General features: G+C 39.8%; 14 protein-coding genes and 1 other RNA gene. 4 read left to right on the top strand and 11 right to left on the bottom strand.

Annotated elements, in window-relative coordinates; genetic code table 11:
- Positions 1-2 precede the first annotated feature (2 nt).
- On the bottom strand, positions 3-389 hold the full coding sequence (gene gcvH / locus DEF30_RS03740; RefSeq protein ID WP_074910292.1) for a glycine cleavage system protein GcvH: 387 nt from the start codon (positions 387-389) through the stop codon (positions 3-5).
- A 46-nt stretch (positions 390-435) separates the two neighbouring features.
- On the bottom strand, positions 436-1518 hold the full coding sequence (gene gcvT, locus DEF30_RS03745) for a glycine cleavage system aminomethyltransferase GcvT (protein ID WP_294096649.1): 1083 nt from the start codon (positions 1516-1518) through the stop codon (positions 436-438).
- 579 nt (positions 1519-2097) lie between these two features.
- Here gcvT and DEF30_RS03750 point away from each other — a divergent pair.
- Positions 2098-3780 (top strand): 2-oxoacid:acceptor oxidoreductase subunit alpha, encoded by a 1683-nt coding sequence (locus tag DEF30_RS03750; RefSeq protein WP_294096650.1) that lies wholly within the window; start codon positions 2098-2100, stop codon positions 3778-3780.
- Positions 3777-4634: a 2-oxoacid:ferredoxin oxidoreductase subunit beta gene (locus DEF30_RS03755; RefSeq protein ID WP_294096651.1), complete on the top strand. Its 858-nt coding sequence runs from the start codon at positions 3777-3779 to the stop codon at positions 4632-4634. Before DEF30_RS03750 ends, DEF30_RS03755 begins: the two co-directional genes overlap by 4 nt.
- A gap of 287 nt (positions 4635-4921) precedes the next feature.
- Here the strand turns inward: DEF30_RS03755 and DEF30_RS03760 are convergent, their stop codons facing one another.
- The 4 genes from DEF30_RS03760 to DEF30_RS03775 are packed head-to-tail and all read right to left on the bottom strand — an operon-like array spanning position 4922 to position 8663.
- Entirely contained in the window at positions 4922-5911 is a 990-nt protein-coding gene (locus tag DEF30_RS03760) for a siderophore ABC transporter substrate-binding protein (protein ID WP_294096652.1), read from the bottom strand.
- 40 nt (positions 5912-5951) lie between these two features.
- Entirely contained in the window at positions 5952-6773 is an 822-nt protein-coding gene (locus tag DEF30_RS03765; RefSeq protein WP_294096653.1) for an ATP-binding cassette domain-containing protein, read from the bottom strand.
- Positions 6770-7714, bottom strand: a complete 945-nt coding sequence (locus DEF30_RS03770) for an iron chelate uptake ABC transporter family permease subunit (protein WP_294096654.1) — start codon at positions 7712-7714, stop codon at positions 6770-6772. Before DEF30_RS03770 ends, DEF30_RS03765 begins: the two co-directional genes overlap by 4 nt.
- A 1-nt stretch (position 7715) precedes the next feature.
- Positions 7716-8663, bottom strand: a complete 948-nt coding sequence (locus DEF30_RS03775; RefSeq protein ID WP_294096656.1) for an ABC transporter permease — start codon at positions 8661-8663, stop codon at positions 7716-7718.
- 176 nt (positions 8664-8839) lie between these two features.
- Here DEF30_RS03775 and DEF30_RS03780 point away from each other — a divergent pair, with 176 nt between their 5' ends.
- A complete protein-coding gene (locus DEF30_RS03780) occupies positions 8840-9565 on the top strand; it encodes an AraC family transcriptional regulator (protein WP_294096658.1) in 726 nt (241 codons plus the stop codon).
- Between the two features lie 183 nt (positions 9566-9748).
- The gene (locus tag DEF30_RS03785; RefSeq protein ID WP_294096660.1) at positions 9749-10702 is read left to right on the top strand and encodes a hypothetical protein; all 954 of its coding nucleotides are present in this window, start codon (positions 9749-9751) and stop codon (positions 10700-10702) included.
- Between the two features lie 101 nt (positions 10703-10803).
- On the opposite strand, the gene DEF30_RS03790 is transcribed toward DEF30_RS03785, so the two are convergent.
- The 5 genes from DEF30_RS03790 to DEF30_RS03810 all read right to left on the bottom strand — a co-directional run bounded on the left by DEF30_RS03790 (position 10804) and on the right by DEF30_RS03810 (position 14686).
- Positions 10804-11292 (bottom strand): immunoglobulin-like domain-containing protein, encoded by a 489-nt coding sequence (locus DEF30_RS03790; RefSeq protein WP_294096662.1) that lies wholly within the window; start codon positions 11290-11292, stop codon positions 10804-10806.
- Between the two features lie 127 nt (positions 11293-11419).
- Positions 11420-11759, bottom strand: an RNA gene (gene rnpB / locus DEF30_RS03795) — RNase P RNA component class A.
- Positions 11760-11872: 113 nt separating this feature from the next.
- Positions 11873-12673 (bottom strand): Nif3-like dinuclear metal center hexameric protein, encoded by an 801-nt coding sequence (locus tag DEF30_RS03800; RefSeq protein WP_294096663.1) that lies wholly within the window; start codon positions 12671-12673, stop codon positions 11873-11875.
- Positions 12657-13358, bottom strand: coding sequence for a class I SAM-dependent methyltransferase (locus DEF30_RS03805; RefSeq protein WP_294096665.1), 702 nt, complete (start codon positions 13356-13358; stop codon positions 12657-12659). The genes DEF30_RS03800 and DEF30_RS03805 overlap by 17 nt, the downstream gene beginning before the upstream one ends.
- A 443-nt stretch (positions 13359-13801) precedes the next feature.
- The gene (locus DEF30_RS03810; RefSeq protein ID WP_294096667.1) at positions 13802-14686 is read right to left on the bottom strand and encodes a PH domain-containing protein; all 885 of its coding nucleotides are present in this window, start codon (positions 14684-14686) and stop codon (positions 13802-13804) included.
- Between the last annotated feature and the right edge of the window lie 183 nt (positions 14687-14869).

Below are 14869 nucleotides of genomic sequence, written 5' to 3' on the forward strand. Positions count from 1 at the left end.
GACTATTCCTCCTCAGAAATAAACGCTTCGTAATCCTCTTTGCTTAACAGTTCCTCAATCTCATCTGCATCTGTAAGCTTTACAATGACCAGATGATTGTCATATGGAGCTTCATTGACAAGTTCAGGATTATCTTCAAGATCTTCATTGATTTCAAGAACCTCACCTGATACAGGCATGATGATATCTGAAGCAGCCTTCACAGACTCCACAACACCAAGATTATCGTCCTTGCTGATTTCATCTCCTACTGAAGGAAGCTCGACATATACGATGGAGCCAAGAGAATGCTGAGCATAATCAGTAATACCGATATAAGCCTTTTCACCTTCCACTCTTACCCACTCATGATCCTTTGTGTAAAATAAACCTTCCATTACTAATGACATAACACGATCTCCTTTAATATTTATTTGTATTTTTATTTATTATTGACTATTTTTGCAGAAACTTTCGGCTTCTCACCGTAGCTTGGGACGTTTTATTTCTGATTTCCACATCGATCTCAGTGCCCATTTTGCTGAACTCGGTCTTCACCATGGCAAGACCGATGATTTCACCCAAAGTTGGGGATTTATAGCCAGTGGTGACAAACCCGATTTCTTCACCATCTTTAAGAACCCGATAGCCGTGTCTTGGGATTTTCTTGTCCGACATTGTAAACCCAACAATTTTTCTGGAAACGCCATCTTCTTTTTGCTTTTTAAGCACTTCTTTTCCGATGAAATCCGCTTTATCGGTTTTCACAAAAAAACCATATCCTGCTTCGATGGGCGTCCAGTCATCACTGAGCTCATTTCCATAAAGCGGCAGATTCGCTTCAAATCTTAACGTGTCCCGTGCACCAAGACCTATGGGTGCTGCACCGTCTTCGATGAGGTTTGTATAGAGCTCTACAACCTTATCATTGGAGAGATAGATTTCGAATCCGTCTTCTCCAGTATATCCTGTTCTGGAAACCATACAGTCAATCCCATCAATCTCTACGTTTCTTTTTGCAAAGAAAAACTTGATCTCTGACAAATCTTCATTGGTATGTGCCTGGAGCAGAGATTCCGCCTTCGGTCCCTGAATCGCCAGCTGCGCTGTTTCATTGGAAATATTCTCAATCTCCACATGCTCATCTTTGTGGTTCCCGAGCACCCACTGGTAGTCTTTCTCTGTATTAGACGCATTTACAACAAGAAGGATATCTTCTTTGCTGAATCTGTAAACGAGAATATCATCCACAACCCCGCCGTCTTCTCTACACATAAATGTATAAAGAACCTGAGAATCGGCAATCTTCTCCAGATCATTGGTGATAAGTCTATTTACAAATGTAAGTGCGTCCGGTCCCTTCACAGTGATCTCTCCCATATGGGATACATCAAAGAGTCCAACATTATTTCTTACAGACTCATGTTCTTTGATGATGCCTTCGAACTCCACCGGCATGTACCAACCTGCAAAATCCACGGTTTTACCACCATACTTCTGGTACTCATCAGCTAAAGCTGTTCTTTTTAAATTGTCCAACGGTAAACCTCCTAACTACATTATAGTGTACACTACTATCATACGCATTTTTAGAAACTTATTCAATAAGGCTTGTGTAATAGTTTACAACGTTTTTTTGATGACTTTTTCACAAAAATGAAGATATTTAAAACAGATACTGGGTTATTGTTTTACTGTACTACTCAGTAAAAGAATGGTATCAAACAGATTCTGTTTTAGATGAACTCAAAACAGTTTATTTTTCTTCCTTATCCTCTTGATTTTAATACGTTGACGTGCTCCTTGCCATACACATTATTTTAGTACAGCGTTTTTCAGAAACAATTCTTCAACAATAAAAAACACCCATCCTATGAACTATTTCACATACATTCATTAAAAACTGATAATTTCATCAAAGATTCTTACATTTGATAGTATTTAAATAAAACACAGCGCTTTCTATCTCTTTTCTATGAACATCTAAAGGTTTTCTTTTAACATATCATGAATCATGTAACCTATGTATGTATGTTTGTTGAAACTTCTGTGTACTTCAGGAATGACCGCATTCCTTTGTTATAATTGAGGCATCAAAAATTATACGAGGTGAATACTATGGATTTTAACCTACTCATTGGTGGCGCTGCCGGTCAAGGGATGGAAACATTCAGTGCCACTTTATCAAAAATTCTGCAGAAGAGAGGATACCACCTCTTTACACTGCAAGATTATATGTCCAGAGTTCGAGGTGGACATAACTTCTTCCAAATCCGCTTTTCAGAAAAACCCGTGAAAACACATAGGGACGATCTAGATGGAATCATTGCTCTCAACAGTGAAACCATTGATCTTCACCTGAATCGTCTTCACGAAAATGGATTTATCATTGCAGATGAGGATGTCCCTCATCATGATCCAAGACTCATCACAATCCCAGCTAAAAAACTTGCTAAGGAAGTTGGAAATCCTAAAGTCCAGTCCAGCGCAATTCTTGGGGCTCTCCTGAAAATATATGGAATGGACCTTACTTTTGTAAAAGAAATCTTTTCCTACAAATTTGATGACAAAGTAGTTCAGCAGAACATGGAAGCTTTTCAGAAAGGCTATGAGCTCACTCAAGCCCGATTTACAGAGCCAGAAAGAAGTACAGAGAAGACCATGATGCTCCAGGCCAATGAAAGTATTGCCTTAGGTGCCCTTGCTGCGGGTCTTAAATTCTACAGTGCTTATCCCATGACCCCTGCGACTTCCATCATGAGCTATCTTGTGAAGAAATCTTTTGACGCAAAAGTTGTGGTGGAGCAGGCCGAAGATGAGATTGCTGCCATCAACATGGCCATTGGCGCTTCTTATGCGGGTGTCCGGTCCATGACTGGAACATCTGGCGGTGGATATTCTCTTATGGTAGAAGCTGTAGGTATGGCTGGAATCATGGAGACACCATTGGTTATTGCTGAAATACAAAGACCAGGGCCTGCCACCGGACTGCCAACAAGAACAGAACAAAGTGACTTGAATTTCGTCATTCATTCCTCTCATGGTGAGTTTCCCAAGATGGTCATTGCTCTGAGACATCCGGAAGACGCCTTTTATCAGACTGCAAGAGCTTTTAATCTAGCTGATAAGTATCAGATCCCAATCATCATTCTTGGTGATCAGTATATGGCTGATGCCATCCGAACAGTCAAACCTTTTGATCTCAGCAAAGTGAAGATTGAGCGGAACCTTGCGGATGAATCTGTCTACCAGAACGGTAAAGAGTATAGACGTTATGAATACACTGAAACAGGAATCTCTCCACGACTTATTCCTGGAAAAGTGGAAGGAACCATGGTCAATGTAGACAGTGACGAACACGATGAATTTGGTAATATCACAGAATCTGCTGAAGTTCGCGTCCGTATGGTAGACAAACGTGCAAAGAAGCTGGAGCTATTGAAAGAGGACCTATTGGAACCTGATCTTCTGGGACCAGAGGATCCAGATATTCTCCTTCTAGGATTTGGAAGTCTTCATAGCCCTCTTTCCGAAGCAGTGGATCTCTTAAATGCCGAAAGTGGAAGTAAGTACTCAGCCCTTGTCTTTGGTGATGTATGGCCATTGCCAACAAAAAAACTTGAGGAACTCTCTTCAAAAGCAAAACTTCTCATAAATGTGGAGCAGAACAGTACCGGACAGCTTGCCGCACTAATCAGTCAGGTCACTGGTATCAGAGTTCACCAGTCTGTACTGAAGTATGATGGAAGACCACTTTCTGCGACCGAAATTAGAGACAAAATACTGGAGGGACTGAAATGATCAAGAAAAAAGAATTTGTTACCTTTGAAACCGCTTGGTGTCCAGGCTGTGGAGATTTTGCCATACTGGAAGCTTTAAAAGAAACTTTGGAAGAAATGAATAAAAATCCTCACGAAGTTCTTGTTGTCGGCGGAATCGGACAAGCAGCCAAGACCCCTCAATACATCAATGCCAATGGCTTTGAAGGTCTACACGGAAGAGCCCTTCCCCCTGCTGCTGCTGCGAAAATCGCAAATCATAAACTGACCGTAATCATAGATACCGGAGATGGAGATTCTTATGGTGAAGGCGGAAACCACTTTATCCATAATATTAAACGAAATGTGGATATGACTCATTTCGTTCATGACAATCAGATTTACGGACTCACAAAAGGTCAGAGTTCTCCCACATCTGATTTAGGACATGTGACTGATTTTACGCCACATGGTGTGAATACAAACCCAATTAATCCAATGGTGGCCGCCATCGGACTCGGATGCGGTTTTGTCGCTAGAGCATTCAGTGGAGACAAAGAACATTTGAAAACCATCATGAAAGCTGCCATCAACTACAATGGTTATGCCCTGGTAGACATCCTCCAGCCCTGTGTGAGCTTTAATAAAGTTAACACTTTTGCCTGGTACAAAAAGCGTGTCTATAATCTGGATCTAGATGCATCCTATAACCCTACTGACAAAGTAAAAGCTTTTGAAAAAGCACTGGAATGGGGAGATAAGATTCCCACCGGTATACTGTATATAAATGACGGCCCCAGCTACGTGGACAAGGTACCATTCCTTCAAGATAAAGCACTGGTGGATCTGCCCGTTGAACATGAGACCATTCAGTCTTTCCTGAACGAATTTATGTAGTTCACAAGGGATTGCGCATACTAGTAAACCTAGTAGTGCCGCAATCCCTTTATTCTTTTCTTCTACGATCTACACTTTGTAACCTAAAGATATGGCGATGCCTTTTGACTTTGCCGCCCACCTAATAGTTGAAGACTACCGCTTCTGTTCTTGATTACTTATAGAAAAACACAAAGAAAACCAGGAAGGGGATCCTGGTCTTCTTTGTGTTTAAGGAGTGTATAAAGTATAGGTTGTATTAGTAATATCTTCTGAGACTATTTCAGTGAACGATAGGCCTTCACCGATTATTTCTCAAGGGATTCTGAAATCTCATCCAGCATGATACCTGTTCCAGTAAAACCACCGGAAGTGATGTACCATACTTCAGGATTGAGGTAATGAATCTTACCATTTTTAAAGGCTTCTGTTTCTTTTATAATGTCGTTATCCATTGCTGCAGATGCATCGGTTTCTCCGCCAACCACAGCTGCTCTATCAATAACATAAAGATTCTCTGGATTTTTTTCTAGAATGTACTCATAAGTGATGCTCATTCCATGGGTCGCTTCTTCAATATTCTCATCTGCTTCCTTGAATCCCAGGGTGTTGTGAACGATACCGAATCTGGAGACTCTACCATAAGCGCTAAGTGATCCGTCATTAGCTAAAACCACTAAAGCATTTTCATCTTTTTCTGCTACTTTTTCAGTAATCTCTTCCACTTTAGCTTTAAGAGAAGAAATATTCTCTTCAACTTCACTTTCTTTTCCAAACAGCTCTCCAATGAGCGCAGCATTATCTTCTACTGAACTCATATAATCTTCACTGTTTACAGTGAGATAAACAGTAGGTGCGATTTTAGATAATTCTTCGTAAGCTTCCGCAGTTCTTCCAGAAATAAAAATCACATCTGGAGACAGTTCAAAAATCTTCTCAAAATCAGGTTCCTTTAAGGTTCCAACGTTGGCGTACTTGCTCTCATCTTTATACTTCTCAAGGAAGGAAGGTATGTTTCCCATTGGAAGCCCAATGACCTCAACGCCAATATTATCCATGATATCCAGAAGACCATAGTCAAAAACAATGACTTTTTCTGGATTCTTAGATAAAGTCACTTCACCAAGCTCATGAGTAATTGTCATTTCACCAGCTTCTTCTGGGACGTTGACACTTTCCACTGAAGTTTCAGGAGTTTCTCCTGGTTCCTCTGCCTTTGCGCTGTTTCCACAGGCGGAAAGCACCATGACAGCACTGAGTAATAGAGCGGAAACAATGATATTTTTCTTGTTTTTCATTTTTGCACCTCTTAATTTATTGTCTTATTGATTCAGATCATTACATGACTTTTTTTGATAATAGAGTTAATGGAGTACCAGGAACTTCGCAGTCACACAAACCTTCCTGGTAATATGTACAGATTTTCTTCCCACCCAGATGATGCACATCAAACTCCATATCAAATACTTCGCTGAGCACCTGAGCATCTATGATATTTTCAGTATCATCGTAGTATTTGATATGACCATCCTGCAGCGCAACAATCTTATCGGAATAGCAGGAAGCAAAGTTGATATCATGAATGACAAGAACAACCGTCTTGCCCAAATCATCTACAATCTTTCGCAGAATCTTCATGATCTCCACCGCATGTTTCATATCCAGATTGTTCAATGGTTCATCAAGCAGAATATACTCTGTGTCTTGGGCAAGCACCATGGCAATATAAGCCCTTTGCTTCTGGCCTCCTGAAAGCTCATTGATATAACTGTTCTCTATGTCCTTCAGCTTTAGGTAATCAATGGCCTGATCCACAAACCGCTCATCACTCTCCGTGAGATTTCCCTTCGAATATGGAAATCTGCCAAAGGATACCAGTTCTCTCACCGTGAGCTTCACATTAAGATTATTGCTTTGCCTTAATATCGATATTTTCTTCGCCAGCTCTCTGGAGTTCCAGTTCTTCAGGGTGACTCCATCAATGGTCACCTCTCCTTCACTGACATCCATAAGCCTGGAAATCATGGAAAGAAGAGTGCTCTTGCCAGCTCCATTGGGCCCAATGAATGAGGTAATATATCCTTTTTCGATATTTAGCGTGACATTTTTTACCACTTCTTTGCTTTCATATCTCTTTGTTAGATTTCTTACACTGATCATAATTGATTCTCCCTTAACAGCAGATAAATGAAATAGAGTCCACCGATAAAATTAATGATTACACTGATTGGTGTACTGAACACAAAAATTCGTTCCACCATCAGCTGACCGTACACCAAAGCTGTGGAGCTGATGAGCATCGCACCGATTAACAGATACGTGTGCTTGAAAGTTTTTAGAAGCTCTCTAGAAAGGTTCGTCACAAGGATTCCAAGAAAAGTGATGGGACCCACCAAAGCTGTAGATACCGAAATGAGCACAGCAACGATGATGAGCATGGAATTGACAAGTTTTTTATAGTTGATCCCGAGATTTACCGCATGATCCTTTCCTAAAGAAAGAACATCCAGTTCTTTCGCCTTCATCATCCCCATTGCCATTGTCCCAATAAGAAGTACTGCAGAAATCACAAGAACATCTGTGTTGATATTATTAAAACTTGCGAAAAGTCTTCCTTGTAGTGTAAGAAACTCATTAGGATCAATGATGACCTGAAGGAAGGATGAAGCACTTCTAAAGAGTGTCCCCGTGATGATTCCTACAAGCAGCAGGAGATAAATATTACCTCCAACTTTCCGAAGTATTCCACCAAGAATCCCTACACTGAAAAGAACCATAATCCCTACGGAAAAGAGAAAAGAAATCCTCACATCCACTTTAGCTATGGCTTCTGATCCAATGAAGAATATGGAGACAGTCTGAATAAAAACAAATACTGAGTCTAATCCCAGGACGCTGGGCGTAAGTATTCGGTTTTCCGTTACTGTCTGGAAGATCAGTGAAGCATATGCTATGGCTCCTCCAGTAAGAGTGATGGCAAGAATCTTAGGTATTCTTCTGGACAACGCATATTCATAACTGTTGGGGTTAAGCCCAAGAAACAGAAACAGTGCTATCCCCAGAAGGAGGAGTATACTCAGTACAGTCATTTTTTTCTTCATATTACTTCTTCACCCCCTTGAAAATCAGGTACAAGAAGACAATGCTTCCTAATACCCCCACCGTTAAGGATATGGATATTTCATAGGGGTAAATGAGAACTCTGCCTAGTATGTCGCAAAACAGAAGAAACACTGCACCAAGCAGTGCGGTCGTACCAAGACTGTTCTTTAAATTGTCACCACGAACCATGGAGACAATATTAGGCACAATAAGACCCACGAAAGGAATACTGCCAATGGTGACCAGAACTGCACTGGATATGAGGGCTACAATCGCCAGTCCAATGTTTACGATGAGCTGATAATTAAGACCAAGATTTTTAGCAAAATCCTCTCCCATTCCAGCAATGGTGAACTTGTTGGCGAAAATATAGGCTATTATCCCCAGTGGAATCGCCAGATAAATGATCTCATACCGTCCCTTTGTAACCATAGAGAAACTACCCTGAAGCCACGCGTTGATGTTCTGGATGAGATCAAAACGGTAAGACACAAAAGTAGTAATGGAATCAATGAGGTTTCCCAGCATAATGCCCACCAAGGGAATGACGATTACATTTTTCACTTTGATTTTTCTTAGGATGAACATAAATAAGAACGTTCCTCCCAAAGCAAAAATAAAAGCGATTCCCATCTTACCGATTACCGGTAATCCAGGCAGGAAAATCATGGATACCAGGATGCCAAACTTGGCTGAGTCCATTGTTGCAGCAGTACTGGGGGAAACAAACTTGTTTCTTGTGATCTGCTGCATGATAAGCCCTGATATACTAAGTGCCATACCTGTGATGAGAATGCTGATCAGTCTAGGTATTCTGCTTAACATAAATACCAGAACTTCAGTTTCGCCACCATTGAATAAATCCTGAATTGATAAGGTTTTTGCTCCGATAAATAGAGAAATCACCGATAAGATGATTGTGGCCACAATTAAATGTTTATTTTTCATATCTTATAACAGTGTATTCCCCGTTATGTTTGACACCTCACTCTATTCATTGATATAATTGAACATGACGAAATTGATAATCATTCTCATTTATAGTAACAAAAAGTCGAATAATTATCTAATAGAGTATTTGGTTTTTTATAACGATATTTGGGTAAAAGAAAGGAGAGGTTCATTTGTTCATCGAACGGAACCCCAGAGAAGTGGCTGAAGACTTTTATGCAAGCACCTTCATTGCGGTGAGCGCCTACAGCTATGATGGAAAGATTCAGTATAGTGGCGGTGACCACTACCGATATGCAGATTATGACATTATAAATAATCTTTTAGAAAAAATGTTATACCCTAAAGATACAAACTATACCTCATTGACTCTGTCCAATGACAAGGGGTATCATTACACAGCCTACTACATCAACAAAACAAGTCCTAAGGATGGCTTTGTCATCATGGGACCTTATAATCAGGATGATCTTGAACGAGTAAACAACCTGAATATTTGCTATTCCAACAACCTATATATGGCACCACTCAATCAAACATTAGATCTGTGTCCAGCGAATGGTTGTGCCAGCTGCTACAGTCTCAATGTCCGTAGAGCCATGAACTATATTCAAGCTCATTATAAAGAAAATATCACCCTTGATACCCTTGTATCACATCTTAATCTGAATAAAAGCTATTTCTGTACTCTTTTCAAAAAAGAAACTGGTGTAACTTTTACCCATTACGTGAACTTAGTAAGGGTTGAAAAAAGCAAAAGACAGCTCCTTAAAGATAATCGATCTGTCCTAGATATTGCCCTCTCAGTGGGATTTAGCAATCAGAACTACTATACAATCACATTTAAGCGAATGACCAGCATGACTCCCATGGAGTTCAGAAAGAAAGCCTATATTTAATTTCTTTTATTATACAATAATAAGTTTACTTTGTAACCATTATAATTTAAATTAAATCTTAATTAACAGATTTATAACTATTTTTGGTAGTCTGCAGTATTCTCTGCAGACTATTTATTTTGGATCATCAGCATTCCATGCTAGAATCAAAATATACCGAAGTTAAACGAGGAGGAACTAAAAATGAGAATGTTTGATTTATTCTATGAGGACTATTTCCAGATGAAACGCGAGGAGATTCTATCATCAATTAAGAGTACTGAAGGTAGAACAATCATGGCGGAGACAATCATCAGCACATTTCCCCTTTTAGATGGTGTATCCAATCCCGAAACTGCTGCCGCCTTCAGCGCGGACATGGTTACACTGAACACTTTTAATTTTGAAGCTCCCTTTGTATTTGGATATGATGATTCTCATCTAAGTCCCTTGATCGGGATCCCAAACTATACAACGGAGATCCAAAAGATTATCCTGAAGAACAAAGAAGACCTTCAGTATATACAAAAACTGAAGAAAGTTGTAGGAAGATTCCTTGGAGTTAATCTGGAGCCTGTGCCTGAAGACAGCACGTATCCAAAAGGACTACGCTGTACGGAGGAAAATCTGCAAAAAGTTAAAACCCTTGGCTTTGATTATGTGGTTATTACGGCAAATCCAAGTACCGGTGTGACCAGTGAGGGTATTTTGGAAGGCATCAGAACAGCACGTGCAATATTAGGTACGGAGATTCTCATTGTGGCTGGTAAAATGCACGGTGCAGGAGCAGGGAACATTTATGATGTAGAAACAATCGAAGCATTTATTGGTGCCGGTGCTGATGTTATTCTACTTCCAGCTCCTGGAACAGTTCCAGGTTTTACGGTAGATCTTGCTAAAGAATTCATTGACCTGATTCATAAAAAGGGCGTACTTGCCATGACTACCATAGGCACAAGCCAGGAAGGTGCAACAGAAACCTTTATTGAGAGTGTAGCGCAAATGTCCAAAATGGCTGGAGCAGATATTCAGCATACAGGTGATTGTGGCGTTTCCGGTATGACGCCTCCTGAAAATCTGCTTCGTATGTCGATCACTATTCGAGGAAGAAGGCATACATATCGTAAAATGTCCCGCTCTCCACATAGAGTCAGATAAGATTAAAAAGAAGCCCAGAGCTTATTCAGAATAAGCCTGTGCTTCTTTTTAGTATCTTGTCACAACATTTTCAGTGATAAATCCGTTGATTGAAAATATGTCTATTTTGATGGTACAACAATACTTCCCTTATCAACTTTGAACATAATCATTGGTGTCTCAGATACGCCGGACTCGTTATGGAACTGACGAATCACATAATAGGTACCATCTTCAGGAAACCCCGTCAGCTGGTCAAATAGAACTGTGTCTTCCATGGTTTTGCCTGGCTCAAGCATTCCAAGCATTTCGATAAATGCCATATCTTTAGTCAGTTCAGTATCCTTTAAAGTTCCATCACTTTGCAGCTTATGTATGGTATACGCGAAGCCATAGTTCAGCGTGATATCAGATGTATTTTTCAGCTGATATTGAAGACTTTTTTCCGCTCCATCATACTTCATATCAACAATCTGCAGTTTTTCAGAAAACGTGATGCCTTTCACTGGTATGACAGGATCATCCGATGATTGAGCCTGATTCTTCTGCCAGAGTGTATAGCCAGTAATAGCCAATGCCGCAACTATTAGTATCGATACAAATTTTTTCATGTAGTACCCACCTTTTCTGATTTATTTATAGTAATCATACCAGAGTGTTCATTTTTAAGAATGACAAAGCAATGACCAAAAAATGACAAAATGACGCAAAAAAAAGACTGAAATAATCAGTCCTTCATTTGCAAGCAAGCCTATAAGCCGAGTTCTGTATTTGATAATCATCTGTCTAGGTCCAGTATTACTAAAGGACTCAAGCGGCGCACCCGGGGACGAGACGAGCAGCCTCTTCATGTCCCTCTATTCGGCCTTGCATCAAGTGGGGTTTACATAGCCGCAAAGTCACCAATGCGCTGGTGAGCTCTTACCTCACCTTTCCACCCTTACCTCAATTGAGGCGGTATCTCTCTGTTGCACTTTCCTTAAGGTCACCCTCACTGGGAGTTACCCAGCACCCTGCTCTATAATGCTCGGACTTTCCTCTCCTGATTTACATCAGCAGCGATTATCTGGCTTACTTGCCCATTTATCATATCAGAGTTTTCATCATTTGTAAAACGAAGCACCCTCTGTTATGGTTTCAAGTCATATTGTAATATTCCATAATGCTCAATACATCTTCTATCTTGAACGATCAGATGAACTTATAGGGATCTTCTTCTCTTTCGGAGAAAAAATAAGGCACATCGTGGACAGCAGAAAATTCTTTCATCATTCTCTCCATAATTTTATAGAATACTTTCTTTTCTGAAAGAAAATGCCCAGGATCAACTACAGCGATACCTTGTTCTTCCAGTTCCTGAACATGATGATACGTGGTATCCCCCGTAAGAATGCAGTCTGCTCCCTCTCTCAATGCTTGACGGATATAACTTTGACCGCTTCCATTGATAATGGCAACACGCCTGATTGTTTGGCCTGGGTTCCCAACATATCTTAAATTTTGAACTTCAAGAACCTTCTTTGTCTTCTCAATGAAATCAATGAGCTTCACAGGTCTTCTAAGATAGACAATTCTTCCGATACCTGAATCAAAATCAAAGGGACACTGTTCAATAATATCAAAATCAACATAATCAAACATGCGCACGATTGTATCATTCATACCATCTTTTACAGAATCCAGGTTTGTATGCGCTGCGTACACAGATATATCATTTTTAATCAGCTCAATGATCTTTCTTCCCTGAAGGGTTTTATTGGTAATGGAGGTTGGCTTCATAAAAAGCATCGGATGATGAGAAACAATCAGGTTTGCTCCTCTTTCTTTTGCCTCCTGAATCACATCCAAGGTGGTATCCATAGAAAATAAAATCCCTTTTACTTCAGCCTTATCATCACCTACCATAAGCCCAACATTATCATAGTCTTCCTTATAAGAAACAGGTGCATGGGATTCCACAAGCTTCATAAAATCCTTAACATAAGTACTCATCTTTAACTCTCCTTAGCTCTCTCATTTTATAGTTAAGACGTTCCATCTTTATCTTAGCATTCTCTGTGGTTCCATGAATCTTCTCAGAAATAATTGCCAACTCCTGAATCTTAGATTCAATATACACCTGTAGTAACGGATGTTTTTTCTCAAGCAATATGCTCCCAATGGAATACTCGCAAATAGATGGATAGATATCCACATCTTTTTTCGATTTTCTCACCAGAAAATACTCATAAAACCTTCGTTCTTCTTGCACCAGTTCTTCATCCATGATCTCAAAGTTATTCTGATACAGGTATTTTCTCAAAATTTCAGGATTTTGAGCTGGCTGCAGAAGTAAAAACTCAAACTTCTCTACTACCGGTTGAGCAGATTCTAATAGTTCCACCATGAGAATCCCTCCCATTCCTGCGAGAATTGCTCCATTTGCTTCACCAGGCTCCAACGTCTCAAATCCGCTCCCTAACCGAAAGCTCATAACCTCTGATTGGCCTTCCTCTTCTGCATTTCTTCTGGCTTTCTCTAGAGGCATAGCTTTATTGTCAGAAGCAATACCCTTCTCAATTTTCCCCAGTTTCAATAGTGAAATCAAGGCAAACCCATGATCAGTACCAATATCTGCCACTGTATGGCACATTGGCACCATCTCAGAAACTTTTTGCAATCTTTTGCTCAGATCCATATCTGCTCCTTTTATTTTTGTATAATTCTCTTCAATTATACCACCTATTCTGAACTACTCACACTTAAATGATTCACCTCATTCTAAAGTAGGAGGTTCTTGGTCAATATTTCTTATGAGATAACTATATCCAATCTCATCGGGTGGTCCCCCTATAGAATTTATATCAACCTTTTTTCAGTAGTGTTTCGCAGCCTTATGGTCTTTGTCATGCGTAGCCTGACAATTTGGCCAAGCCCATTCTCAGAAGGCGATTTTTTACCTCGCTGCAATTATATCCACAAACATGATAAAACTGGCCGAATGCAAAGTGAGTATCTTGGCATTCACTCAGACTGGACTCTCACCACTTAGCAATTAACTGCTTGCTAGACACGCAGGACAAAATAAAAAGCGATTCATCCCCCACTTATCGAGGATGGGAGAGTTCTCGCTGATTTATGTTACACAAATACTGGTATTAGAACATTTGCTAGATTCAGCAGCAGAAACGATACGATGACAAGGGGAATCAGCATGACTCTATAATAGTAAATCCGATCAATCCTCTCATATACTTTTCCACCAAAGAAGACAAGCAAATTCAAAAAGAATGCGCTGATTCCAACAAGAACAGTTCTATCAAGAAAAACCTTCACAGGCATATATGAAAGTGTTGAAGCATCCAGTTGATGGGTCGACATATATTCCGGGAGTGCACTCTGATAGAACAGAACCAGAGGAACACCAATATAAATCAAGATCATCAATGTGTTCAATACGAAATATTGCTTCAATTTTTCATCACTTTCCAAAATATCGGATTCAAGCAGAGACCTTTGTGGAAATTTTTCCGGTATTCCTTTTTTCAGAAGCGCCTGTGAGAATGCTGCCATATTCTCTGGCGATATGGCATAATTTTTGTAATCTGTACCAAAATAAATTGTCTTTCTAGAACTTGTAATATACATCTCTACTTTCCCAAGTCCTTTCATGTATCCTTTTCCCACTGAGAATCTTTTACTGAGCATTCCAGCCAAACCACTGTGGTTGAGTAACGTGATTCTCTCTGTAAAAAAACGAATATCTTTGAGAGGAATGATATGATTTAAAAATCGAAAAGCGCTCCCAATGACAACGTTATCTTCATTTATTTCATAGTATAGCGTCTTCAGCAGCACAAAGTAATACCCTGATATGAGGATAAGTATAAATATCAGAAGCATCATAAGACTTTTAAGTAGAACACTATCGCTGAAACGCAAAATCAATCCCATTGTCACTAAAAATCCAATGAGTGTCAATATCAGATTATTTATGAACTGAGACCGTTCAGGAAAAAACTTCATTCTCATCACCTACTGTAATTATAGCATATAATGGCTTGCCGCCTGGTTTCCTGGGTTATTTCCATAATAATATAACAGTTTGAATATATAGAACTGTCTTCACCCCTTTGAGTCCATTCCTCCAGAGAGCAGTTTGATCTGAAAGCTCAGTATCATTTCCATATTCAGCCACTCTCTCTAATT

Source organism: Proteiniclasticum sp. (genome assembly GCF_003514505.1).
Classification (GTDB): Bacteria; Bacillota; Clostridia; order Clostridiales; family Clostridiaceae; genus Proteiniclasticum.